At 53.4% G+C, this 23334-nt stretch carries 21 protein-coding genes; 9 read left to right on the plus strand and 12 right to left on the minus strand.

Translation table 11 applies throughout. The features are described from left to right. Positions 1-63 precede the first annotated feature (63 nt). A complete protein-coding gene (locus MCM46_17775) occupies positions 64-1638 on the minus strand; it encodes a 4-alpha-glucanotransferase (GenBank protein ID MCG3113660.1) in 1575 nt (524 codons plus the stop codon). Between the two features lie 307 nt (positions 1639-1945). Here MCM46_17775 and MCM46_17780 point away from each other — a divergent pair, with 307 nt between their 5' ends. Further along, positions 1946-2095 (plus strand): lmo0937 family membrane protein, encoded by a 150-nt coding sequence (locus MCM46_17780; protein MCG3113661.1) that lies wholly within the window; start codon positions 1946-1948, stop codon positions 2093-2095. Between the two features lie 26 nt (positions 2096-2121). Here MCM46_17780 and MCM46_17785 read toward each other — a convergent pair whose 3' ends face one another. The 4 genes from MCM46_17785 to MCM46_17800 all read right to left on the minus strand — a co-directional run bounded on the left by MCM46_17785 (position 2122) and on the right by MCM46_17800 (position 8644). Beyond that, positions 2122-4755, minus strand: coding sequence for an ATP-binding protein (locus MCM46_17785; protein ID MCG3113662.1), 2634 nt, complete (start codon positions 4753-4755; stop codon positions 2122-2124). A 134-nt stretch (positions 4756-4889) separates the two neighbouring features. Then, a complete protein-coding gene (locus tag MCM46_17790; GenBank protein ID MCG3113663.1) occupies positions 4890-5369 on the minus strand; it encodes an acyl-CoA thioesterase in 480 nt (159 codons plus the stop codon). A gap of 242 nt (positions 5370-5611) precedes the next feature. After that, the gene (locus MCM46_17795) at positions 5612-8164 is read right to left on the minus strand and encodes an ATP-binding protein (protein ID MCG3113664.1); all 2553 of its coding nucleotides are present in this window, start codon (positions 8162-8164) and stop codon (positions 5612-5614) included. A gap of 222 nt (positions 8165-8386) precedes the next feature. Beyond that, on the minus strand, positions 8387-8644 hold the full coding sequence (locus MCM46_17800; protein MCG3113665.1) for a GlsB/YeaQ/YmgE family stress response membrane protein: 258 nt from the start codon (positions 8642-8644) through the stop codon (positions 8387-8389). A gap of 177 nt (positions 8645-8821) precedes the next feature. On the opposite strand from MCM46_17800, the gene MCM46_17805 reads away from it, so the two are divergent. The 5 genes from MCM46_17805 to MCM46_17825 all read left to right on the plus strand — a co-directional run bounded on the left by MCM46_17805 (position 8822) and on the right by MCM46_17825 (position 12060). Then, entirely contained in the window at positions 8822-9034 is a 213-nt protein-coding gene (locus MCM46_17805) for a DUF2007 domain-containing protein (protein ID MCG3113666.1), read from the plus strand. Between the two features lie 185 nt (positions 9035-9219). Further along, positions 9220-9957: a segregation/condensation protein A gene (locus tag MCM46_17810; protein MCG3113667.1), complete on the plus strand. Its 738-nt coding sequence runs from the start codon at positions 9220-9222 to the stop codon at positions 9955-9957. A gap of 1 nt (position 9958) precedes the next feature. Continuing rightward, a complete protein-coding gene (scpB, locus tag MCM46_17815; protein ID MCG3113668.1) occupies positions 9959-10675 on the plus strand; it encodes an SMC-Scp complex subunit ScpB in 717 nt (238 codons plus the stop codon). Between the two features lie 191 nt (positions 10676-10866). Then, positions 10867-11640, plus strand: coding sequence for a hypothetical protein (locus tag MCM46_17820; GenBank protein MCG3113669.1), 774 nt, complete (start codon positions 10867-10869; stop codon positions 11638-11640). Between the two features lie 15 nt (positions 11641-11655). Next, on the plus strand, positions 11656-12060 hold the full coding sequence (locus tag MCM46_17825; GenBank protein MCG3113670.1) for a hypothetical protein: 405 nt from the start codon (positions 11656-11658) through the stop codon (positions 12058-12060). Here MCM46_17825 and MCM46_17830 read toward each other — a convergent pair. Together MCM46_17830 and MCM46_17835 are read right to left on the minus strand one after the other, a co-directional pair. Beyond that, positions 12034-13017, minus strand: a complete 984-nt coding sequence (locus MCM46_17830) for an acetyl-CoA carboxylase carboxyltransferase subunit alpha (protein MCG3113671.1) — start codon at positions 13015-13017, stop codon at positions 12034-12036. The two genes, MCM46_17825 and MCM46_17830, sit on opposite strands and share 27 nt — an antisense overlap. A 7-nt stretch (positions 13018-13024) precedes the next feature. After that, complete coding sequence (locus tag MCM46_17835) at positions 13025-16621, minus strand: DNA polymerase III subunit alpha (GenBank protein MCG3113672.1); 3597 nt, start codon at positions 16619-16621, stop codon at positions 13025-13027. A gap of 240 nt (positions 16622-16861) precedes the next feature. Between MCM46_17835 and MCM46_17840 the strand changes: the two genes are divergently transcribed. Beyond that, positions 16862-17542, plus strand: coding sequence for an ankyrin repeat domain-containing protein (locus tag MCM46_17840; protein ID MCG3113673.1), 681 nt, complete (start codon positions 16862-16864; stop codon positions 17540-17542). 10 nt (positions 17543-17552) lie between these two features. Here the strand turns inward: MCM46_17840 and MCM46_17845 are convergent, their stop codons facing one another. Then, entirely contained in the window at positions 17553-17849 is a 297-nt protein-coding gene (locus tag MCM46_17845) for a hypothetical protein (GenBank protein MCG3113674.1), read from the minus strand. Positions 17850-17984: 135 nt separating this feature from the next. Between MCM46_17845 and MCM46_17850 the strand changes: the two genes are divergently transcribed. Both MCM46_17850 and MCM46_17855 read left to right on the plus strand, forming a co-directional pair. Then, positions 17985-18761 carry a class I SAM-dependent methyltransferase gene (locus MCM46_17850; protein MCG3113675.1) on the plus strand — a complete coding sequence of 259 codons (777 nt, stop codon included), beginning with the start codon at positions 17985-17987 and terminating at the stop codon, positions 18759-18761. 51 nt (positions 18762-18812) lie between these two features. Next, on the plus strand, positions 18813-19352 hold the full coding sequence (locus MCM46_17855) for a GNAT family N-acetyltransferase (GenBank protein ID MCG3113676.1): 540 nt from the start codon (positions 18813-18815) through the stop codon (positions 19350-19352). Here MCM46_17855 and MCM46_17860 read toward each other — a convergent pair. The 4 genes from MCM46_17860 to MCM46_17875 are packed head-to-tail and all read right to left on the minus strand — an operon-like array spanning position 19309 to position 23245. After that, complete coding sequence (locus MCM46_17860; protein MCG3113677.1) at positions 19309-20190, minus strand: alpha/beta fold hydrolase; 882 nt, start codon at positions 20188-20190, stop codon at positions 19309-19311. The two genes, MCM46_17855 and MCM46_17860, sit on opposite strands and share 44 nt — an antisense overlap. Positions 20191-20208: 18 nt before the next feature. Further along, positions 20209-20670 carry a hypothetical protein gene (locus tag MCM46_17865; GenBank protein ID MCG3113678.1) on the minus strand — a complete coding sequence of 154 codons (462 nt, stop codon included), beginning with the start codon at positions 20668-20670 and terminating at the stop codon, positions 20209-20211. After that, positions 20667-21608 (minus strand): ATP-binding protein, encoded by a 942-nt coding sequence (locus MCM46_17870; GenBank protein ID MCG3113679.1) that lies wholly within the window; start codon positions 21606-21608, stop codon positions 20667-20669. The genes MCM46_17865 and MCM46_17870 overlap by 4 nt, the downstream gene beginning before the upstream one ends. Positions 21609-21667: 59 nt before the next feature. Beyond that, positions 21668-23245, minus strand: a complete 1578-nt coding sequence (locus MCM46_17875) for a DUF748 domain-containing protein (protein MCG3113680.1) — start codon at positions 23243-23245, stop codon at positions 21668-21670. Positions 23246-23334 lie beyond the last annotated feature (89 nt).

A 23334-nucleotide genomic window follows, 5' to 3' on the forward strand; every position in this document is an offset into this window, starting at 1 on the left:
CTGGTTGGTTTATTTTCACGTACTTTATAAGAAGCGCGGGTCATTGTCAAGAGGCAGGTGTTTTTACGGGGGTGAGGGAGGGGCAAGCAACGGTTCTGATCCGGCGTAGCGCAGATGCCGATCGATCAGAGAGGTGAAGGAAGTCAACTTTTCATGAAAGGGAGGAATGCGGTCGAGCTCGTGGAGGGGGGCCGGGAGTCGGAAGCGCCAGTTATGCAGGCCGACGGTGGCGGGAATATTGATCTGATCGGGAAGGCCGAGGATATCCTGGATCGGAAAGAGAACCAGACTCGACCCCGAGCGAATCAGCCGCTCTAAGATCGCCTGGTGTAAGCGATCCGAGAATGGCTCTTCCGGCGTCATTTTAAAACCTTCATCCAGCATGGCCAGGAAAGCAGCCCGCTCTTCCAGGGAGGTTTCATCCCACCAATTCATGATCGTGCTGGTATCGTGGGTGCCGGTGGTGGCCAGTGAGATGAATGGATAATCTTTCGGATCTAAGTAAACCTGATCGCGTTTTTCCCATCGAAGCACTTTATGCCCGGCGATTTTAAATTCAGCAAGCGTCTCGCGGACAAAGTCGGGAATGACGCCGAGATCCTCTGCGACCGGGATACACATTCCCGCCTCTTCGATAATTGCGCTAAGAAGCTGTCGGCCGCGTTTTATCTGCTCGTTCTCTTCACTCGGTTCGAAATGGGGCGACCCTTCTTTGGGAATCACCCAGACTCGATAAAATCCGACGACATGATCGAGCCGGATCAAATCATACTGTTTCCGGGCCTGCCGGATCCGAAGCCGCCACCAGAGAAAGTTCCTCTTTTCCATCACATTCCAATTGAAGAGAGGCAGACCCCAGTCCTGTCCTTTGTCGTTGAAAACGTCGGGCGGGGCCCCCACCGTATCGACGGCGCTGAATGAATGGGGATGGCTCCAGACATCTGCGCTATCTCCGCTGACGAGGAAGGGGAGATCTCCCATGAGGAGAACGTTTCTCCGTTTGGCATGTTCCCGAACCTCCTTCCACTGTTCCGCGAGGGCCCATTGGAGATATTTGAAGAAGAGGAGTCGTTCTTCCTCCTGGTCCTGAAGCTTCTTCAACTCCGGTTTGCTTCTGTTCCGGTAAGGGGCCGGCCATTCCTTCCAATAGCGCCAATCGTTTTTTTCTTTCAAGAGACGAAAGAGCGCATAATCCTCGAGCCAGTCGGAATGCGCGTCGATGAATCGTTGGAGCGCTCGCGCGCGGTCGGTGTTCTTTTTCCACTCTTCATCGAGAAAATAGCGAAACGTCTGCTCCATGAGGGGGGTTTTGAGTCGGCGGATCGCTTCATAGGAGACATCTTTATTCGCACGTAATCGGTGAAGCGTCTCTTGCGTGGAAGGGGAGGAGAAAGTCCCGTTGGCGGCATCGCTTTTCTTGAAATCATTCCAGGCGAGCAGGGAAAGATAAATTGGATCGAGCGCGAAGCCGCTCAACGCTTGATAAGGACTTGTCTCCATCGGAGAGGTTTCATAAACCGGAAGGATCTGGAGCAGATGAAGATGGTGATCGGCCATCCAATCGATCAGCGGGGGCAGATCGAGGATTTCTCCTATACCGAAGTTCGTCTCGGTCCGGATGGAAAAAAGGGGGATCATGGTCCCGCAGATTTTTCGGTTCAGGGAGGCGGGCCGTATAGTGTGTTGATCGGGATGATCTCTCATGGATTGAATCATTCAATGGTTGCGAAGGAGTTCAGCGTAAGCGGCCGAGTCGCCTTTAGCATAGAGAAATGGATCATCTCGTGTCAAGGGCACGATCGGATATTCGCGGTCCGATCGATCTCATGGAATTGCATCGGATTACCCGGTTTGAATATACTAAAAGTAGAGATCGCTTTTTGCGGGAGGGTTTTCCCTTGAAACAAAAGGGGAGGCCGGTGCATTCACCCTCGGAGGAATGGAGATGTTGGAAACGATCATTATTATTTTGTTGGTGTTGTGGCTGCTGGGCGTCGTGAGCTCTTACACGCTCGGCGGCGCGCTGCATATGTTGCTTGTCGCGGCCCTGGTGATTTTAGTCGTCCGGCTCGCGACCGGGCGCCGGATCGCATGAACGGAAGGGGTTCAATCTGTGAACGATTAGGCGATTTTTAATTGGCCCCCCGGATATTGCCGTGGGAGGAAGAGGGTAAATGTGGTTCCCTGGCCGGGATGACTGGAGACGTTGATTTCTCCCTTTAAGATTTCCACCGACTTTTTCACGATCGCCAAGCCGAGTCCGCTCCCTTTTGAGGTCCGCTGGGATTCGGACGTCCCTTGCCAAAAGGGATCGAAGATGTGGGGGAGATCATCTTCGGAAATACCGATTCCTGAATCGCTGATTTGAATGAGCACGCCGTTTCGCTCCGGGATTTCCGTCGCAGAGATCCGCACAAAACCATTTTCCGTAAATTTGGCGGCGTTGCTGAGAAGGTTTTGAAATATTTGCCTCAGGCGGATGCTGTCACAGTAGAGCATTCCGGGATAGTCGATCTCCACCTGAAGCTCGATTCCCTTCTCCAGGAAGAGCGGTTCGAGATTGATCGCCATTTTCGTGACGAATTGCTCCAGCTCGATCTCTTCCAGATGGAGAGAGATCTCCTTTGATTCGATCCGGGCAAGATCGAGCAGGTCGTTGATCAACTGCCCCAAGAGATTTGCGTTTTCCTTGATTCGACTCATCGGAAAGACCTGTTTTGATTCGATCGGTCCATAGGTTCCGTTAAGGATCAAGGAGAGATAGCCGATGATTGAGTTGAGAGGGGTTCGCAATTCGTGCGTGATAAACGAATAGAATCGTGTTTGCCGGCGTTGGGATTCTTCCAATTCGATGCTTTTCATCCGGAGCGCCTCGTTGGCCCGCTTCATTCCTTCGAAGAGCCGAGCCACTTCCAGGAAAGGGGCGAGATGATACGTCAGAGGAACTACGAATTCAAGCGCCTGCGCCGGCCGCTCTAATGCCTTCGCACTCCATAGGTTCAATGTTCCAATCAATTTCCCCCGCACCAACAAAGGGAGAATGAGATACGACCGTACGCCGGTCCTCGCTAGTTTGCGCTCGGACTCCGAGACATCTTCCCCGAATAGATCGGCCTGAAGAAGCGGTTCCTGCTTCAGGGTCAGACGCGAGAGGAGGTTGAGATCGGTCAGGGGCCAGGTGTAGTTCTCCGGCAGCGGATTTCCTTCTCTTCCCTTCACCCGATAAAAGTGGACTTCTCCTTCCTCTTTGTAGATGGCGATGCTCCCCCAGTCGAAGGGGGTGTATTTTTGGATTTCCCGGAGGAGGAGATCGAAAATTTGGTCGACGTCGGGGCTGAGATTAATCGCCTGACCGATCGCTCCGAACTGTTCGGTGTACCGGCTGACTTCCTTGAAGAGCTGGGCGTTCTTGAAAGCAACGGAGGCGTTCGCGGCGAGTGTTTGAAGCATAAAAAGCTCGGCTTGGGAATAGGGGTGTCCGTTCTGCTTTGGGCCAAGGTAACAGATTCCGATCAGACGGGTTTCGAAGTTGAAAGGAATACAGAGAACGCTCCGGAGATCCCGCATCTGCTTAGTCAGAGGAAGCGCCGCTTCTTCCCACTCAAGTTCTTCAAGGGAGAGAATCCGGTTCTGCCGTTCCAACCTTTTTACGAGAGGATGTTCACGAATAATGAGGACGTCAACCGAATCCTCATCATGTCCGGTGGTCCGATGGAGACCATAATTCCCTTTCCCGTCTGAAAGAAAAAGAGAAATCGAACTAGGATGAAGCGTTTTTACCAAGATGGTAAAAAACTTCTCGGTCAGATCTTCGAGGTGGAGGAACTGAACAGCCGATTGGCTGAATTCGTGAATCGACTGATAATGGCGTGCCCGTTCGCGAAAAATCGATCGCTCGACCCATTGTTGCGTCAGTGGTTTGATGTTCGAGAAGACGAGGAGAATGACAGCAAAAAGGAAAAAACTGGCAATGTTGGCGATTTGAAGGGGGAGAACCCGCTGAAAGAATTCAGTCAAAAGAAAGAAGGGAATCGCTGTGACGAGCAGGGTGAGAAAATAGACGATTCCTTTTTGAATAACAATTTCGACATCAAAGAAGCGATAGCGGATGATGGCATAAGTGAGAGTGGCGACATATAAGGGAATAAGATAGGTCGCGTAAGCGCTTAGGGAATCAATCTCCATGTTGAAATCAGGCAAAAAGTTAGTTGTTCCTCCTGCGAAGCCGATCAAGGTAGACCAGAAGAGGAGACGAATTCTATTTCTTTCTTGGCCTGATGCATAGCGATGGTGTTTTAGAAGAAGGTAAAAAGCATCCAAGAGGTCGGCGGTAAAAAAGACGACAAGCAGAGGATAAAGCGGACCAGGATCGACAAAATAGGCTGATTGATGTTTGATTAAAACGGCTTGGACCATCCATGGAGTGAGGTTGGCGGTAAAAAGGAAGATGGATGCCATATAGGAGAGCAAGAGCGGCCAACGATTGCGTACTTGTAGAAAGGCGGAGACAAAATGGAGAAAGAGAGAAGGGATAAAGACCGTTCCTGCAATCGTAACCCGGGCCCAGAATAACGCAGTCTCCTCATCTGGCGTGGTGAGATAGAGCACACGCCCTCCGGCCCAGACTGCGATGCTGGCCGAGAAGAGGACGAATTGTCTGTTAACCTTTTCTTCGGGTCTATGTAGAAAGACACCGATTCCAATGAAGAAAACTGAGACAAAGGTTATGAAGGAGGATAATGCGTAAGCATTCATCAGTCGATGTATTTACTAAAAGTAGAGCGTGATTAGGAAATAGAAAAAGAATGTGCGGCACCCTAAACTTAATAAGTAGCACATTTAGGAAATTGAAATCTAGAGGTAAAATAAAATTATCGAAAGAAAATTTCCTAGGGATTAGGGAGTGACTCGCAGTAAGGAAGGAGAAGATCTCTAATCGCTTGAGGAGCTGCTACCGGTTTTCCATCTTTTCCGGCGGAAGCAATAATTTGTTTTCCGACTGCAATGGTTTTCGCTGTTCCTGCATTAGAAAAGACGAACCTGAGTTCGGCGCTCGCCCTTTTGATCCAACCTACCGTTACTGTTATTTCGACCTCATCATAAAGTTTCGCTTCTCCCTTATATTCAAGTGATGCTTCAACGGTGAGGAGCCGATACCCAGCCGAGAAAAATGATTCATGAATGGGAACGGCCGAGCGGAAAAACTCTTCTCGTGCGTCTCCCTGCCACTCAAAGTACTTGGCAAAATAAACGTTTCCTTGAGCGTTTGTATCGGAAAGATAGACCCTTCTCCGGAAGATGAATTTATTCCCGATCTTCTTGTTTGGGGTTTCTTTTATCTTTGAGATCGTTTTTAAATGAGTTGCCATAATTTTCTCCTAGGAATCAATAAAATTATGTAAATCAAGGGTTGTCAACTCTAACATAAGATGTCGTCCCGTTGGAGTTTAGTGATGGAGTTCGAAGTGCCTACCAGGAATCAAATCGAGAAGAATGATGAGGATGTGATATGGGTCACATTCTAACAGAATTAAAATAGAGATTCAAGCTATTTTTACGTAGGTAACTATTTAGCGGTTTTGTAATATAAAACTAGCGTGTGTTTTAATAATCAACAGAGCGGAGAGGGAAGGCTCATTTGTCCTCTGTCCTCTCCAGTGGTGAGCTTGTGCAGGATTACAATCAACTCTTCGATTCTGTATGGTTTTGCAACAACGTCCTTGAAACCGTACTTTCTAAAATCAGCCATGACCGGGTCATTTGAGTAACCGCTTGAGACGATGACCTTCGCTTGGGGAGCAAACTCAAGGAGTTTTTGGATTGTTTCTTTGCCTCCCATTCCGCCGGGGATCGTCAAATCCATAATCACTACGTCAAAAGGTTGTCCGCGCTTTTGGAATTTCTTATAAATGGTAAGGGCTTCTGTGCCGTCTTTAGCAAACTCAACCTCAAAACCGAAGTGAACCAGTAATTTTCCGGTCGCGTATCGTAATGTCTCTTCATCGTCCATGAGTAAGATCCTTCCCTGATGACGATGAGGAGGCCCTTGGATTTCTTTTGGAGGAAAGGGTTTTTTCCGTGAGGCTGGAAGATAAAAATCGAAAGTCGTTCCGATTGCCACTTTGGATTTGACCTCAATGAAACCCTCATGTCTTCTAATAATAGAATAGACTGTTGCAAGGCCTAATCCGCTTCCGCCGATCTTGGTGGTAAAATAGGGGTCGAAGATTTTATGCAGGTTCTCTTCCGGTATGCCGACACCCTCATCCTCCACCGTTATTTTTACGTATTTCTCCTCCTTCAGCAATGAGAGACCATGGATCGATCTTCCCTCGGTGATCGTTACATTTTCTCCATATATCCGAATAATACCTCCTTCTTCCGGCATTCCCTCCTGCGCGTTCACTACAAGATGATCAATCACTTGGCTGATTTGTCCCTCGTCGACTTCTACCGACCAGAGATTCTCCGGCAGGGAGAACTCACACCGGGCATTTGTTCCTCTCAGGGCGGAGTCGGTGCGGTCCATCAGCAGCGGAGTGATTGAGGTGATCTTCTTCAGGGGGGCGCCCCCTTTAGAGAAGGTCAGCAGTTGCTGTGTCAAATCCTTGGCACGGAGGGAAGCTTTTTCAGCCTGGCATAATAGGTTGAACGTTTCCTTTCCCGGATCGGTCTGCATTTTGGAGAGGGAGATGTTACCCATAATCACTGTGAGAATATTGTTAAAATCGTGCGCGATTCCCCCCGCAAGGACCCCGATTGATTCGATCTTCTCTTCTGCATGCCGATTCACTTCTCTGAAGAGCCGGGCATTCTCGAAGGCAACAGAGGCATTGGCGCAAAGTGTCTGGAGCATGAATCGCTCGGCGGGGGAATAACTTTTTCCGCTTTTTTTCGGTCCCAAATGACAAATCCCGATGAGGTGGTCGTCAAAAATAAATGGAAGAGAAAGAGAACAGCCGAGTTTGCGCATCTCTTCGAGCGCTTCGGAAGAGTCCCCTGTCCACTCCATTTCTTCGCAAACCAGCATTCTCTTCTGTCTCTGTAATTCTCTTATGAGAGGATGTTGCGAGGAGAAAATGTGATTGGGCGCTGTAGGGTCTTCGGAGTTTCGTACTCCGTGAAACTGAAAGTTTCCCTTCCCGTCCGGGAGAAAAAAAGAAATCAATTGGGGGCGCAACGTTTCCGACAGGATGCTGAAGAGTTTTTCAGTAAGATCGTCAAGGTGAAGAAGTTTAACCATCGACTCGCTAAAATCATGGATCGACTGATAATGCCGGTATCGCTCTCGGAAAATAGACCGCTCTACCCATTGCTGTGTGAGTGGTTTGATGTTTGAGAAAACCAGGAGAATGGAGATAAACAGAATGAATGTTGTGACATTCGCTGCTTTGAGTGGAAGAACGGTTTGAAAGAAAGCGGTTAAGAGGAAGAAGGGGATGGCTGTGATGAGGAAGGTGACAAAATAAACCATACTGTTTTGGAGCACAATCTGAACATCGAGAAGATGGTGTCTGACGATCGCATACATCAGGAGAGCGGCATAAACAGGAACTAGGTAAGTCGCGTAAGCGCTGAGTGAGTATATTTCCAGACTAAGGTCGGTTAAAAAATTGGTTGTGCCGCCGCCGAAACCGAGAAGTGTCGACCAAAAAAGGAGGCGTATTTGGTTCCGCTCCGGTCCGAAGGTAAGACGGTAACGTCTTCTCAAAAGGTTGAACCCGAGGGAGAGATTAATCGTGAAGAGAACCAGGAGCAAAGGATAAAGAGGCCCTGCATCTGCGAAAAAGGACGATTGATATTTAACGGAAACCCCTTGAATCATCCATGGTGTGAAATTAACGGCGAGAAGGAGTAGCGAGGCTGCGTAAGAAAGAAAAAGAGATCTGTCACGCCTTATGTGTAAGAAGGCATACACAAAGTGGAGGAAGAAAGTCGGAATAAAAATGACTCCAGCGACGGCGAAGCGGACCCAAAACAGTGCTGTTTCGTAATCCGGAGTCGTAAGGTAAAGAACACGACCACCCGCCCAGATCGCGATGCTGGATGCGAAAAGCGCAAATTGACGATTGACCTTTCCTTCGGGGTGATGGAGGAGGACACCAATCCCAATAGAAAGGACGGAAAGAAGAGTGATCAGTGAGGACCAAGCGTAAGCGTTCATGCACACATGGAGTCAAGATGACCTTAGGGGGAAACTGCCGGAAGTCTACCATAAAATCGGGGAGGTTGCCTTAGTTTTTTAATCGATCAGGGAAGGTAAAGCAGAGGAACGAAATAGGGAAAAAAGAAGCCGGTTACGTGGAGCTTTTTTCATAAGAACCTTACGGTTCCTATTAAATCGCTCCCTGCAACCGGCTTATCTGGGACAGTCTAATTTTCCTCGTCAAGCGGTTCTGCGGCCAATCGTTGCGCGATATCCCCAGAGCACGAGAATCGCCCCGAGAATCGACATGATAAAGCCGCCCGCTTGTTGTTCGGGCCCATACATTCCGAGCGCCCGACCGATGAAACCGCCGATCAGCGCACCGACGATGCCGAGCAAAATCGTGACGATGATTCCGCCAGGATCATCACCCGGCATCAAAAATTTTGCGATGACGCCGATAATTGCTCCAAAGATAATCCAGCCGAGAATACTCATAGTTTTCCTCCTTGTCTTGGGATTATCTTAGCAAAATCGAAAAAGAGTTTCCTATCCTCCGAAAGGATGGCACCCGAATAGATGAGGCCGTCTTCTCTGTCGCTTGTGAATTATGATTGAGAGTGCCATAATAGGTTCAGTTTTCCATATCGGCCCAATAAATGTTGGAGATCAAAGATGGATTTCATCCTTCTCCATCGCTTTCCATCTCGGATGGAAGCGGAAATGGCAGGGGAGATCTTAAAGCAGGGGGAGATTCCTTATCTGATCCAATCCGAAGATATCGGAATCTTCGGACCGGGCGCCGGACCGGCCCCGATGGGGGCGCGTCTCATGGTTCGTCAAGACGATCTCCAGGATGCAAAAGTCCTCCTTTCGGGGCTGATCTGAAACGAAGTTCCAGGACGTCCATTCCATCACAGAATACTTTATGTTGGGTCATCCTATTTTTCTTCCCACCATCCCTTGATTTTTTCCTTGCTTCGCAGGCTTTCTAATGATATAAAGATTTATCAATCGTAACCCTCATTTAATCTAGGTTTATCAATGGTCACTTCAGATGTATACGGAGTTGGATGGAATCAGAAGCGGCATATGAAGTAAAAGTCGGGACATTCGAGGGACCCCTCGAACTCCTCCTTCATCTCATCAAGAAGAACGAGATCAATATCTACGATATCCCCATCGCGCTGATCACCCAGCAGTATATTGAAACGCTCGATCTCATGAAATCCCTCAATCTCTCGATTGCCGGGGAATTTCTGGTCATGGCGGCGACCCTCATCCACATCAAATCGAAAACACTCCTGCCTCCCGCGGAAGAAGAAGCCGACGAGGAAGATCCGCGCCGCGAATTGGTGGCGCGCCTTCTGGAATATCAGAAATTTAAAGATGCGGCCGAACAGTTGGAGGAGAGAGAGAGCCTCTGGCGGGAGATTTTCCGAAAAGAGCCTTCCCCCTCTCCCGAGCTCCTTCCCGAGGAAGTTCCGCTGGTCGATCTCGATCTTTACGACCTTCTCGATGCCTTGAAGAATGTTCTGGCGAAAATTCCCGACAAAAAAGTGCTTCAGGTCACGATCGATGAGCTGACCGTCAAAGATCGAATGCAGTTTCTGATGGAGCGGATGGGGACGATCGAAAGCATTCTCTTTGACGATCTCTTTGAGGGAATCCGGACGCGCCATTCCGTCGTGGTCACCTTCTTGGCGCTTCTGGAGATCATTCGTCTCGGCCTGGTTCGGGTGGTTCAGGGAGATGTTTGCGGGCCGCTTCGCTTATTCAAAACAAAAAATCTTTCGGGAGAGGTGGAGTAGGATGGAAGATCATGAGATAAAGCCGGTCATAGAAGCATTGATGTTCGTTTCGGGCGATCCGATCACAATCGATCGGCTTCATGACGTCCTCACCGCGGTCGATAAGGCGAAGATCAGGGCCCTCCTGGAGGAGCTTAAATTCGATTACGCCCAGTCGAATCGGGGACTCCAGGTGGTCGAAGTGGCGGGCGGTTATCAGATCACCACCCGGATCGAGATGGCCCCCTGGATCAAAGAGATGGAGAAAGTAAAGGCGGCGGCCCGTCTTTCGAAGCCGGGATTGGAGACGCTGGCGATCATCGCCTACAAGCAGCCGGCGACCCGCGCCGAGATCGAGCAGATCCGCGGCGTCGATGCGGCCGGCGTCTTGAAGACATTGATGGAGCGAAAGCTGATCAAGATCGTCGGCAGAAAAGAAGTTGCCGGCAGACCGATGATGTACGGCACCACCCGCGAATTCCTCCAGTACTTCGGCCTTGCCGACATCACCGGCCTTCCGACCCTCAAAGAATTCTCGGAGGTGGTCGACGCGGAACGGGAAGGAGAGGTCTATTCAGAAACATCGGAAGCAATCTCTGATTCAACGCAAGAGCTCTCCCTAGAAGGGGCTTCTCCTGAAGCTCCCGAAATAATGGCCGAGGCGGAAACGCCGGAGCCGCTCGAAGAAGAGCCTATCCTGAGCGGGTCCAATCCATCGCAGGGGAGTGAATCGGCCTAAGCGCCGATCCATTTTTCTTCGTCATCCAAGCTGCCTTAACTCTTTCCGATTGCGGTGATCGCGCTTACGTTCGAGCCGATATTTCCTGCCGTCCATCCGTCGAGTACCGACACTGTTACCCGCCTTCGGCCATTGACAACAAATTTTTGAAGAGCCTAGAATAGATCAAAACTCTTTCTAGGAGGTGGGCGATGTCGTACGCGAAGGGTTTCATGCTGCTCCTTTTGGTTGCACTTCCTCTGATGGTTCCCGGAAAAGCGGCCGCTTACAATGAAGACAGTCGGATTCATTTCGAAGCGTTCTTCCAAGTGCTCGAGCGCGATGTAGAAGAAGAGGCGACCCAATTTTTAGGCGAAAACTTTCCTGAAGAGATCGCATCGGCGGAATCGCTCCGGCTGTTGGGCAAGCTGAGTATTCAGGTGATCGACCCGGTCGAGATCTACGGCCTGATCGGAGGGAGCGATCTGGAAATCGATGAGTTCGGCTTCAGCTCCGATTTCGAAACGGCATACGGCGGGGGGGCTCGCGTAATTCTCTTCCGTGAAAGAGATCCGAGGCGGCCCTATCACATCTTTGTCGATTATCACTTTCTCAAATACGAAGTCGACGACGAGGTCAATTTTAGCCCTCAGATTGTCGACGCGAGCGGTAATGTGATTGAGTTGGCCAATGAAAACGTTCGGGAGGAGATCGACTGGCTGGAGCATGTGCTCAAGATCGGGGTGATGGGGAGGCATTTTGAATTCGAGCCGTACGGCGGGATTCAGTTCTCAGTCGTCAGCGGCAAGGATCGGATCAACGCCACCGCCCAGCGGGTCGATCTCGATCTCGATAACGACGACACCTTCGGAATCTTTTTGGGAACGCTCTATTATCTTTCCCCCTCGGAGCGGGCGGCCCTTTTCATCGAGGGGAGTATGTTTGATCAATATTCGCTGACCGGAGGAATCCGGGTCGGCTTTTAAACAACAGGGAGCAACATGATAAAGAGAACACTGTTCATTTTTTTACTGATCGGGGTGACCGCTTTGGCCGGTTGCCACACGGGGGCGAGGACCTCCGTTCGAGCCGACTATTACGGCGGCGCCAGAGTCGCCCCTTACGGCTATTACGATCCCTTTTATCCGCGCTACTTCTATGATCCTTATCCGAGCTTCTTTTTCGGTTCCAGTTTTTTTTACGGCTATCCTTATTATCCGTATTATATCGTCAAAGACGGAAGGGTCCAGCCGGGATCGCGCAGCCTGCGTGGTTTCAACACGGCACCTCGCTGGAACGGGAGTACCGGAAGTGGCGGAATGAGGGGACCTAGCAGCGGCGGTTCGACCGGCGGCGGCTCAGGTGGTTCAGGCGGCGGTTCAGGAGGAGGGAGGAGCCTTCGGTAGGGACGCTTCCTCCGAGTAGGTTCCGATCTTTCGAAGACGGTTGTACCGGGCCTGAAGGCGCTCTTCTTGAGGGAGCGATTCGAGTTCCCGAAGATGTTTGGAGAGGGTTTTGGCAAGTCCTTCGGCCATCTTTGAGGGATTGCGGTGGGCCCCGCCGGGAGGCTCCGGAATGATCTCGTCGATCACCTTCAAGTGAAAGAGATCTTGTGCCGTCATCTTGAGGGCCTCGGCCGCTTCGGCTGTTTTGGCGGCATCGTTCCAGAGAATGGCGGCGCACCCTTCCGGCGAGATCACCGAGTAGATCGAATACTGCAGCATCAGAAGGCGGTCTGCGACCGAGATCGCCAACGCCCCTCCGCTTCCCCCTTCCCCGATCACCACCGAGATAATCGGCACTTTAATTTGCGACATGACCATCAGGTTTCGGGCAATCGCTTCCGATTGCCCGCGCTCTTCCGCGCCGACGCCGGGGTAGGCGCCGGGCGTATCGACGAAGGTGATGATCGGCTTTTTAAATTTCTCGGCCAGCTGCATGATCCGGAGCGCCTTTCGGTATCCTTCGGGGTGCGGCATGCCGAAGTTCCGCGTAATCCTTTCCTTGACCGTTTTCCCTTTTTGATGGCCGATCACGGCGACGGAGCGTCCATCCAATCGGGCGAGGCCGGTGAGGATCGATTTGTCGTCGCCGTAGAGCCGGTCGCCGTGCAGCTCGGTGAAATCCTCAAACAACATTTCGATGTAGTCGTCGGTGTTCGGCCGCTGGGAGTGCCGGGCGATGAGTGTCTTCTGCCAGGCGGTCAGCTTGGAGTAGATCTCCTCTTGCAGCGCCTCCATCTTTTTCTGGAGCTTCTTAATCTCTTCGCCCTGCCGCGGCTCGGTTTTCACAACATCTTTTAAATGATTGATCCGGGCCTGAATCTCTAATATCGGTTTTTCGAATTCCAAAAAGTCGTTCACGTTGACCTCAGAATGGTAGGGCAGCCGGCGTCGTTTGGACGACAACCCCTTTTCCAAAATGGTTCTCCAGCTCCTTTGTCAGCCGGTCGGAACCGTCGACCTTGAGTTTTGGATCGACCGCGATCGTCGATTCGCTGAACGACCCGGACGGTTCCGGGATGGCGATCTTCAAATGGACCTGGACCGAGCCCGGGTAGCGTTGCAGGATCCCTTGGAGCTGCGTCAGCTCGGAGGGAGAAACAGCCTCTGCGGAAAGCCGAATCAGATAGGGGCGCGCGGGGAATGCGGAGATTCTCTCCGATTTTTCCGACGGCGCACCTGTCGAGACGTCCTGCCGGGATGTCTCAACGTTTCGGGATGCTTCCACGTTTAGCGGCATAATCATAGTCGCCTTGAGTTTTAAGCCTTTGTCGCCCCGGTCGAGCATCCCGTTAATAAGAAGGGGGATGTCCTGCTGGAAGAGAGGGGCGGAGGTCTGATAGAGATCGGGGAAGACGATCACCTCGACCGATCCGGTCAAGTCCTCTATCCGAAGATAGGCCATCCGGTCGCCCCGCTTGGTCGTCGCCACCTTTTCCTGAACGACCACCCCGCAGATCCGCACCTCGCGGTCCTCTTCAATCGCCGCCAACGCTTCGGTCGGGGTCGCCGACCGTTTCTTCATCAACTCGATGAACGGGGTCAGCGGATGGCGGGTGATGTAAAACCCGACCGCCTCTTTTTCAAGCTTCGAGATGTGGGCATCCTCCCATTCCGGAATGTCGGGGAGGGGCGGATCGGCGACGGCCGAGGCCTCGCCCTCGGCGCCGTTTCCAAAAATCGTCATCTGTCCCGCCTCTTTAATTTTCTGCTGCTGCGTTCCTTCTTGCATCGCCCGTTCGAGCACCTCGGTGAGCGCCGAGCGTTTTGCTCCCGTCGAGTCGAATGCCCCGCATTTGATCAGTCCCTCGATCACCCGCTTGTTCACCTTGCGCATGTCGATCTGCCGGCAAAAGTCGAAAAGCGAGGTGAAACGCCCCTGGGCCTTCCGGGCGGCGATGATCACATCGACCGCGGCGCTCCCGACATTTTTGATCGCCGCCAGCCCGAACCGGATCCCCCCCGGGACCACCGTAAAATCGCGGTCGCTTTCATTGGCGTCGGGCGGCAAGATCTGAATGCCCATGTTCCGGCACTCGGTGATATATTTTACCACTTTATCGGCGTTTCCCATCTCGCTGGTGAGGATGGCCGACATAAATTCATTTGCATAGTGGGCCTTCAGATAGGCGGTCTGATAGGTGATTAAGGCATAGGCCGCCGAGTGCGATTTGTTGAAGCCATACCCGGCGAAGTACTCCATGAGGTCGAAGATCTTCTCCGCCTTTGTCTTCGAGTGGCCGTTTTTGACCGCTCCGTCGATGAACTTGGCCTTCTGCGCCGCCATCTCCTCCGGTTTCTTCTTTCCCATGGCGCGCCGGAGCAGATCGGCGTCGCCGAGGGAGAAGCCGGCCAAGACGTTGGCGATCTTCATCACCTGCTCCTGGTAGACGATGACGCCATACGTTTCCTTCAAAATGTCGGCCAGCTGAGGCAGCTCGTATTGGATCTTTTTAGGATCGCGTTTCCGTTTGATGAAGTCGTCGACCATGCCGCTTCCGATCGGGCCGGGACGGTAGAGGGCGAGGATGGCGACGATGTCCTCGAAGTTTTCCGGCTTCATCTTCACGAGCAGATCGCGCATCCCGGCGCTTTCCAATTGGAAGATACCGGTTGTTTCGCCCGATCCGAGGAGTTTGTAGGTCTCCGGATCATCCATCGGGATTTGGGAGATTTCGAGCGGTTGCTCGGGAGCGCGTTTCTCGTTGATAATTCGGACGGCGTGGTCGATCACCGTCAAGGTCCGCAGGCCGAGAAAGTCGAACTTCACCAGGCCGATCTTCTCGATGTCGCCCATCGCGTATTGGGTGACCGTCTCCCCCTTGCTCCCGCGGTAGAGGGGAACATGGTCGGTCAGCGGCTCCGCCGAAATCACCACCCCGGCCGCGTGCGTGGACGCATGGCGGGCGAGCCCTTCGAGCCGTTTCGCAAGATCGATCACCTCGCCGACCTTCGGATCGGCCTCGGCCGCTTGCTTCAACCGCGGCTCTTGGATGAGCGCATCGTCCAAGGTGATGTTCAGGACATTCGGGATCAGTTTGGCGAGTTTGTCGGCCTCGGCATACGGCAGCTCGAGCACGCGCGCGACGTCGCGGATCGCCGCTTTCGCCGCCATCGTCCCAAAGGTGATGATCTGGCAGACATGATCGGCGCCGAACTTCTGTGTGACGTAGCGAATCACCTCTTCGCGCCGGTCCATGCAGAAGTCCATGTCGATATCGGGAAGGGTGATCCGCTCCGGGTTGAGGAAGCGCTCGAAGATCAGCCCATATTCGATCGGGTCGATGTCGGTGATCGCGAGCGCATAGGCGGCGAGGCTTCCCGCCGCCGAGCCGCGCCCCGGGCCGACCGGAATATTCGACGTGCGTGCATAGTTGATGATGTCCCAGACGATCAGGAAATAGCCGGCATACCCCATCTTGTTGATGACATCGAGCTCCCTCTTCAGCCGCTCTTCATAGAGGGGGCGGAGTTTTTGCCGGTCGGGTCTCATCTGCGCGAACCGGCGCTCCAGCCCCTGCTGAGCGAGCGCCGCGATGTAGGCTTCGCGGCTGGTCCCGGCGGGGACTTCATAATGCGGCAGGTGGAAGGTGCCGAACTGAAGGTCGAGGTTGATCATCTCGGCGATCCGCAGCGTATTGCTGATTGCCGTCGGGACCTCCTGGAAGCCGCGGATCATCTCTTCCGGTGATTTGAAGTAGAGCTGCTGCGTCTCGAAGCGCATCCGGTTCGGCATGTTGACCGTCTTCCCGGTCTGAAGACAGAGCATGATGTCGTGGGCGCGGGCGTCTTCCTTATGAAGGTAGTGGCAGTCGTTGGTGCCGACGATCGGAATGTTGTTCTTCTTCGACAGGTCGATCAGCTGGCGGTTTGCAGTTTTCTGTAGATCGAGACCGTTGTCCTGGATCTCCAGAAAGAAATTCTCTTTCCCGAAGATCTCCTGATACTCATGCGCGGCGGCGACCGCTTCTTTCTCGTAGCCTCGCGCGAGGAGATAGGGGATCTCCCCCCGCAGGCAGGCGGAGAGTCCGATGAGACCCTCGCTATGTTTGCGGAGGACCTCTTTGTCGATTCGCGGCTTGTAGTAGTAGCCCTCGAGGTTGGCGATGGTGAGGAGCTTCATCAAATTCTTGTAGCCGGTCTCGTTGGCCGCCAGGAGGATCAGATGGTAATAGGGGTTGGAGCCGCCGATCTCGTTGTAGTCGTCGTCCGCTCCGGCACCTTCCTTATCGAACCGGCTGCGCGGGGCGAGATAAGCCTCGCAGCCGATGATCGGCTTGAGCCCGGCCTTCTTCGACTTTTGATAGAACTCGATGGCGCCGAAGAGGTTGCCGTGATCGGTGATGGCGACCGCCGGCATCCCGAATCCCTTCGCCGTCTCGATCAGCGGATCGACCTGATTGGCGCCGTCCAGCAGGGAATATTGCGTATGAAGATGGAGGTGGACAAAGCTTTGTTGTGGCATGGGAAGATTTTAATGTTATGGGGTAAAAACGTCAAGACAAAAGGGGGGGTAGGGTGTATAGGGAACAAGTTGACTTATTGGTTAAGCGTATAGCTCATAAATATTGGATAAGGTTGGGCGAGCTTGAATGACAGCGAGCCTGAATGAGCTTGACTCCTGATGTGATCTGGCTTATACAAAGAAAGGTTAATGCGTGAAGATGGCCGCCAAGATTATCTCTTATTAATAATAGAGCTGTTGATGGATTTTAAAAGAGAATTTCTCGAAGCAACTAAATCCGGCAACGCCGACAGAATCAAAACCCTTCTCGAATCAGATCCCCTCCTCATTCAGACCCGGGATGAAAACGGCGTCTCTTCGCTCATGTTGGCGATTTATCATGGCCGACAAGAAGTGGTCGATCTCCTTCTTCAGTTTCAATCCGAGCCGGATCTTTTCGAGTCGGTTGCCCTCGGAAAATTAAAGCGGGTGCAGGATCTCATTCAAGGAGATCCTGCACAGGTGAACGCCGTCTCCCCCGATGGGTTCTCGCCGCTGGGGCTTGCGGCGTTTTTCGGCCATCCGAAGGTCGTGGCCTATTTGGTTAAGAAGGGAGCGGATGTGAATGCCGCCTCGAAGAATCCGATGCGTGTTTGTCCGCTTCACAGCGCGCTGGCACAACGTCAACCGGAGGTTTCGTTGGCGATCACCGAAATGCTGGTGGCGCATGGCGCGGATGTGAATGTACGGCAGGCGGCCGGATGGACACCGCTCCATCAGGCGGCGATTCACGGTCAAATCAACCTGGCAAAGCTTCTGCTGGATCATGGCGCCGACGTCAACGCCAAAGCGGAAAACGGTAAGACGCCGCTGGATCTGGCGACAACGGGGAAGCACAATGTCATGGCCGCTCTGCTGCGGGAGAGGGGCGCGCTCTCGTAAAGCTGAAAGGCTACGGGTGGAGATATTTGCCGAGGTCCCGCTCGAAGCTGGGGAAGTAGTTTGAGATCACCGTCACGTCGAACCGGGAGAGGATCGATTCTTTCGGCTCCCGATCGAGCAAGAACTGAAACGCCGCCTGAATGCAACGCTCCGGGGTGACCTTCCCGTTGGTCAACTTCTTGTAGACCGATTCGGCCATTGTCACCTCGTGTTTCGTCTCGCTCTGTTCTTCGCCGACGATGACGCAAAACTCCAGCGGCTCTTCGGCCTTTTCGATCCGTTCGACATGAATCATTTTCATCGCCATCGATTTCTCCTCCCGCCGGAATCGGAACAACATTAATATGGCCTTGATGAGATCATCCTCACTATACTAAATTAAAGAGACTGGAATCAACGTTGCTGCCGTAAGCCCATCTATCTCGGAGCGCGACGAAATCAAATGTCTTTCAAAGATCACTTTTCGGAAACCGCCGCCGGCTACGCCCGTTTTCGACCCCGTTATCCGGAGACGCTATTCCATTACTTGGCGGATGCGGCGCCGCGAAGAGCGCGGGCGTGGGATTGCGCGACGGGGAGCGGCCAGGCGGCGATTGGGCTGGCGAAACACTTCGAACGAGTGATTGCAACCGACGCCAGCGCCGGGCAGATCGCCCACGCCCTTCCAAACCCGCGTGTCGACTATCGGGTCGCTCCTGCCGAGAAGAGCGGACTGGAGCCCGAATCGGTCGATCTGGTCACCGTCGCCCAGGCGTTACACTGGTTCGACATCCCTGCTTTCTTTCAGGAGGTGAAGCGGGTCTTGGTCCCCGGTGGGCTTCTCGCCGTCTGGTGTTATCAGCTCTTTACGATCGATCCGGAGATCGACCGGATCGTCCTTCGCTTCTACACAGAGACCGTCGGACGATACTGGCCGCCGGAGCGGAAGATGATCGAGGAAGGATATCGGTCAATTTCCTTTCCCTCTGCGTTTACCGAGTTGCGGACCCCTTTCTTCTCGCTCGAATCCCCCCTCACACTCGATCAGTTCGGCGGCTTTCTTCAGACCTGGTCGGCGGTGCAGCGCTACAGCAAGGAAAAGGGCCGCGATCCGGTTGCGCCGCTGCTGGCGGAACTCGCCCCGCTCTGGGGCGATCCCAAGAGGCCGCGAATGTTAAAGTATCCCCTTCCTTTGCGTGTGGGATGTAAAAGTGAGCACTCCAATTCGGAGGAACGGTAAATTTCGAATGTCTTTAGCGAGGGGGCTCTGGAAATAGAACTCGATCAAATTCTGCTTCGAGAGTGGAGACCGGGCGACGAAGATCCGCTCGTCCGGTATGCCAACAATCGGAACGTTTGGATCAATCTGCGCGATCGCTTTCCTCATCCCTACATCCTTGCGGATGCGGAGTGGTGGATTCAGGGACCGGGCCAGACCTCTCCTCAGACGCAGTTCGCCTTGATTCTCGACGGCGATGCGATCGGGGGAATTGGATTTGAACTTCGGAAAGATGTTTTCCGGCGGTCGGCCGAGATCGGCTACTGGCTCGGGGAGCCGTTTTGGGGACGCGGCATCATGACGGAGGCGCTCCGCGCCGTGACTGAGCATGCCTTCAAGACGTTTGATCTTTGCCGAATTGATGCGGGGGTCTTCGAGTGGAATCGGGCTTCGATGCGCGTGCTGGAAAAAGTAGGTTACGTCTGTGAAGCGCGGCTTCGGAAGAGTATTACGAAGGACGGCCGGACAATCGATCAGTTCCTTTACGCGATGGTTCAGGAGTCGGGTGTTATCGATGAACTTTCGCCAATACCTTTCGAATCGCGGCGATGATTCGATCGGGCCGATCTTCCTGAAGGTAATGCGCGGCATCGTTTCTTTCTTCGACCTCTGCGTTCGGGAAGATCCGGCGCCAGCGATCGAGGATCTTCTTCTTTCCAAATGCCACATCTTTCATCGCCCAGACCATCTCAATCGGCTTGTCTCGAAGAACGGGAAGTTTCGCTTCGACCTGGGCGAGCCACATGGCCGAGCGCCGAATCTCGCGGGGGAAAATCCAGACCGGAACGCGAGAGGCTTCCGTCGGGAAAGGATCGGAATAAGCTTTGAGCAGGGCTGATGTGATGTTCTCTTTATGGAAGATCCCGCCGGGGATGATTTTTTCCACGAAGAAGTTCCGCTTAATGGTCACGTACCTTCCAATCAGATCGCTTCCCATGATGAATGAAAAGATCTTTGCATCGAACGTCGGCGGCCAACACCATGTGTTCAGGATCACAAGCCCCGCAAAGTCACCCGGCCGCTCTGCGGCAATTGAAAGTCCGATCGGCCCGCCCCAATCCTGGCAGACCAGAATGATGTTCGTCAGCCCGAGATGATTGATGAGGGCGTTTACACACTCGGCATGTTGTGCGGGGGTATAGCTAAATCGAAGCGGATGGTCCGAGAAGCCAAAGCCGAAATAATCGGGCGCAATCAGCCGCGTCTCCTTGGAGAGGGCTTTGACGATATTCCGATAAAGGTAGGACCAGGTCGGGTTGCCGTGAAGGAGGAGGACCGGCGTTCCGGTTCCTTCATCGATATAGTGCATCCGGGCGCCTTCGATTTCGAGCCAGTGATCTCGAAAGGGGTATTCGTCGGAATCGACGGCGAATCTTCTTTCGGGGATCATTAATGCGATCTCCGCGGACTAGACGAGCAAAATCGCCAATACTAAAAGGCTGCCGGTCGCAACCAGACCGACGGTTGCAAAGACCAACCCCCGGTCGATCGACGGCCGGTCTTGCCATTCGGTCGGATAGAGCGGGACATCCTGGACGTACGCCCCCGGCTCGAAGAATTGGAGTTGCTGTTCGAGGAGGATCAGTTGCCGCTTGGCCCGCTCGTGGCGGGATTTCTCTTGTCTGATCTGATCGATGAGAAAGAAAGTCACCAGACCGACGCCGACGCAAGCCAGCCCCTTGAGGCCCGGATGAATCAGGCGTCCGCCGGAGAGGAGAACGGCCAATACGGAGAGGGAGACGAAGGTCAGCATTCCGCTTCGCGCGATCTGCATCATCGCGCCGCGGCGGTTGTAGACCTCTTGCTTGAAGATCGGGTAGATCGATCGAAGCGTTTCGATCGTTTGATGTTCGGACTGCCTCTCGATCATTTTTTGGTTACCTGGGCGAAGAGGGGAGAAGTGATCCGAATGGCGGCGACGCCGTCGATCAATGTCCGAACCGTCAGGCCGAGCATGCAGAGACGGTCGAGGGCCGGCTTCGGGATCTTCCCTCCCTTGTTGTCCTTCAACGCGTCGAGGATCATCCATCGTCCTCCCGGGTCGAGCTGGTCGAGGATCCCTTCGTCTTCGGGGCGGAGCGTCTGCCGGAGCTGGTCTCGAAGCGATTTCGTTGAAGGGGTTTCCTGCCGGTTGAAGGCCCGCTCCATCAAAAGGGGGTGGCCGCCGGTTTCGTTCCAGATTCGATCGATCTCTTCGACCGGTTTCGCCGGCCCGAGCTGTTCCCGAATAATCTTCCGCGCCTCCCGGATCGGAATGACCGAAAGGGGGTATAGACGAAGGGGCTGTTTGAATGTCCCAGGATGGGCGGCGATCCAATCGGCGAAAGCGGACCCCCCCACCCAGCAGATCGCCTGGATCGAGGGGAGGGTTGATTCCAAAGCCAGATTGACGATTTGCGGGATGATTGTTTCGTGGCGGAGGAGGTGATCGCAGTCGTCCAAAATCAGGACGACCGGACGGGCGGCGATTTCCGACGGGGCCCTCTCGTAGAGATGATGAAGCTGGGACATCAGATCGGGGAGTGACGCGGGGGGCTTCTTGAAGGGATTACGCGCGGCCGGTCCGATCCCCTGGTGAAGAAGGGCCTCAAGAAGCAGCGGCCAGAAGGCCGAATCGGAGATCAACAGCGGAAGTTGAAGAGAAACGGCCTTTGCCCCGGCGTCGTCCAATTCTCCTGCAAGGCGCCGCGCCAGGGTGCTTTTGCCGATCATGGGGCCGCCGAACATCGCGGACCATTGGCCGGCGAGAAGATAATTGCGGAGGTTTTCAATGAGGCCTAAGCGGCTTGGAAATGAGGTAGACGGCATGGCGAAATCTTAACACACCCCGGTTGCCTCAGCAATGAGAAAGAAGACCGGACCGGGCTCTACCGATCTCCGCTCACTTCTCTTTCGAATCCAGGCAGGATCGCTTGGAAGAAAGCGTTCCGGATCAGGCGGACCACCACCTCCCATGTGCTTGATTCCGGATCTTCCACCTTTCCGGAAATGTCGGCTTGGGTGGCGACTTCATCGCGCGGCCGGTTCTCCAGGAGCTTCGAGATGCCGCCGACGAGCCCTTCATATAATTTACGGAAAAGTTTTTTATCTTTGTCCTGGCGCTTGTCGTAAACTTTGAGATCTTTGAAGAGTGGTTTGACGTAGCCGCTGATTTCGTCGTGTTTCACCCCCACTTCCATGTAAAACGAAAAGAGTCCTTCTTTCACGTCAAAATTACCATAGGCGCGCAGAAGGTTGTTCATCGAGCGGAGCTGCGCCTTTTCCATGATGATGGCGAGATCGAAGTCGGGGCCTTGTTTCTCCGGGCGGAACTGAGCCGAGACGCCGAGATTTCCGCTCCCCATCCAGTTTCCTTTTAGATCTGCTTCGCTCGTTCCCCGTGTCTTGTGGTTGCTAAACTCGGTAAGACGAAACTGGGTCTCGGTCACATAGAGCCGATAGTCTGGATCGGTGCTCTTGTTAACGAATCCGACGTCGCTGTCGTGGATTTCAAATCGGTTGATCTTGAACAGAACCTCCGGCGCTTTCGCGGTTTCACCCGCTTCTTTCGCCGTCTTCACCGTTTTTTCTTCGACCTTTTGGGTGGCGCCCGATTGGGGATTGTAAATGTAATCGACCCGGGTGTTCCGGATCGAGAGGCGTTCCAGCTCCACCACCTTCGCGTGGGGGGAAAATTCAACCGCGCCGTCGAGTGATCCGGTTCCCCCGTTCACCGCGATATTGATCTGCCTCAGAAACGGTTCGAACACTTCAAGATTGACCTCCTCTAAAACGGCATCTCCCTTCACCCCCATATGCGGCTTTGAGAGAAAGTCGGCGTGGCCGTCGATCCGCATCTTTCCGGTGTCGAGAACGGTCGCTTTTAGATGGACCGGGGAGGGGTAGCGTTCGTTGTCGTCTTCGGCGCGGACGTTTCGGATATTCTCCGCTTTGAACTGGAGGTCATGGATACGGACCTGTTTCAGCGGGCTGTTGTCCGAGTAGGTGATTTGGCCGTCGACAATTTCGAAAAGATTGATCACGACGGGGTAGATCGCCTTCACCGCCTCTTGCCAGCCCCGTTCTTCAACCGGGGTGGTGTCCTTCGTCTCCTTTTTAGCCTGCTTGAAATTGAGGTAGAGGATGGGACGTTCGATGCGCCAATTGCTGACGATATCGCCGGTGAGAATCTCCCGCCACTGAAGGCTTGCGCTCGCCTTTTGAATCGACACCATCGGCGGGGTAGGATGGGCCTCTTGCGCGATTTTGACATCCTTTAAATCAAGCGAAAGGCTGATCGGGTGAAAATCGAGAGCACCGATGCGGACAGTGTACCCTTTCAGGTTCCTGTTTGCTTCCCGCTCCATGTATCGGCGAAGCGGCTCGTCGATAAAAAAGCCGACGATGACTGCAATGAGCGCAAAGAGAGTAATAAAACCGATCAGCCAGTACCACTTCTTGGACAATGTCATTTCCCCTTACACCTTCTAGTATAAGGGGAGGCACGGCCGGAAAACAACAATGGCCGCTTTCGCGGCCATTGTAAAAGCGATCG

Source organism: Candidatus Manganitrophus morganii (assembly GCA_021651055.1).
In the GTDB taxonomy this organism is placed as follows: Bacteria; Nitrospirota; Nitrospiria; order SBBL01; family Manganitrophaceae; genus Manganitrophus; species Manganitrophus morganii.

Bases quoted from the DNA above. Each gene is read 5' to 3' on its own strand.
- MCM46_17775 (MCG3113660.1), bottom strand. From the start codon at position 1,638: ATGATCCCCCTTTTTTCCATCCGGACCGAGACGAACTTCGGTATAGGA.
- MCM46_17780 (MCG3113661.1), top strand. From the start codon at position 1,946: ATGTTGGAAACGATCATTATTATTTTGTTGGTGTTGTGGCTGCTGGGC.
- MCM46_17785 (MCG3113662.1), bottom strand. From the start codon at position 4,755: ATGAATGCTTACGCATTATCCTCCTTCATAACCTTTGTCTCAGTTTTC.
- MCM46_17790 (MCG3113663.1), bottom strand. From the start codon at position 5,369: ATGGCAACTCATTTAAAAACGATCTCAAAGATAAAAGAAACCCCAAAC.
- MCM46_17795 (MCG3113664.1), bottom strand. From the start codon at position 8,164: ATGAACGCTTACGCTTGGTCCTCACTGATCACTCTTCTTTCCGTCCTT.
- MCM46_17800 (MCG3113665.1), bottom strand. From the start codon at position 8,644: ATGAGTATTCTCGGCTGGATTATCTTTGGAGCAATTATCGGCGTCATC.
- MCM46_17805 (MCG3113666.1), top strand. From the start codon at position 8,822: ATGGATTTCATCCTTCTCCATCGCTTTCCATCTCGGATGGAAGCGGAA.
- MCM46_17810 (MCG3113667.1), top strand. From the start codon at position 9,220: ATGGAATCAGAAGCGGCATATGAAGTAAAAGTCGGGACATTCGAGGGA.
- scpB (MCG3113668.1), top strand. From the start codon at position 9,959: ATGGAAGATCATGAGATAAAGCCGGTCATAGAAGCATTGATGTTCGTT.
- MCM46_17820 (MCG3113669.1), top strand. From the start codon at position 10,867: ATGTCGTACGCGAAGGGTTTCATGCTGCTCCTTTTGGTTGCACTTCCT.
- MCM46_17825 (MCG3113670.1), top strand. From the start codon at position 11,656: ATGATAAAGAGAACACTGTTCATTTTTTTACTGATCGGGGTGACCGCT.
- MCM46_17835 (MCG3113672.1), bottom strand. From the start codon at position 16,621: ATGCCACAACAAAGCTTTGTCCACCTCCATCTTCATACGCAATATTCC.
- MCM46_17840 (MCG3113673.1), top strand. From the start codon at position 16,862: ATGGATTTTAAAAGAGAATTTCTCGAAGCAACTAAATCCGGCAACGCC.
- MCM46_17845 (MCG3113674.1), bottom strand. From the start codon at position 17,849: ATGGCGATGAAAATGATTCATGTCGAACGGATCGAAAAGGCCGAAGAG.
- MCM46_17850 (MCG3113675.1), top strand. From the start codon at position 17,985: ATGTCTTTCAAAGATCACTTTTCGGAAACCGCCGCCGGCTACGCCCGT.
- MCM46_17860 (MCG3113677.1), bottom strand. From the start codon at position 20,190: ATGATCCCCGAAAGAAGATTCGCCGTCGATTCCGACGAATACCCCTTT.
- MCM46_17865 (MCG3113678.1), bottom strand. From the start codon at position 20,670: ATGATCGAGAGGCAGTCCGAACATCAAACGATCGAAACGCTTCGATCG.
- MCM46_17870 (MCG3113679.1), bottom strand. From the start codon at position 21,608: ATGCCGTCTACCTCATTTCCAAGCCGCTTAGGCCTCATTGAAAACCTC.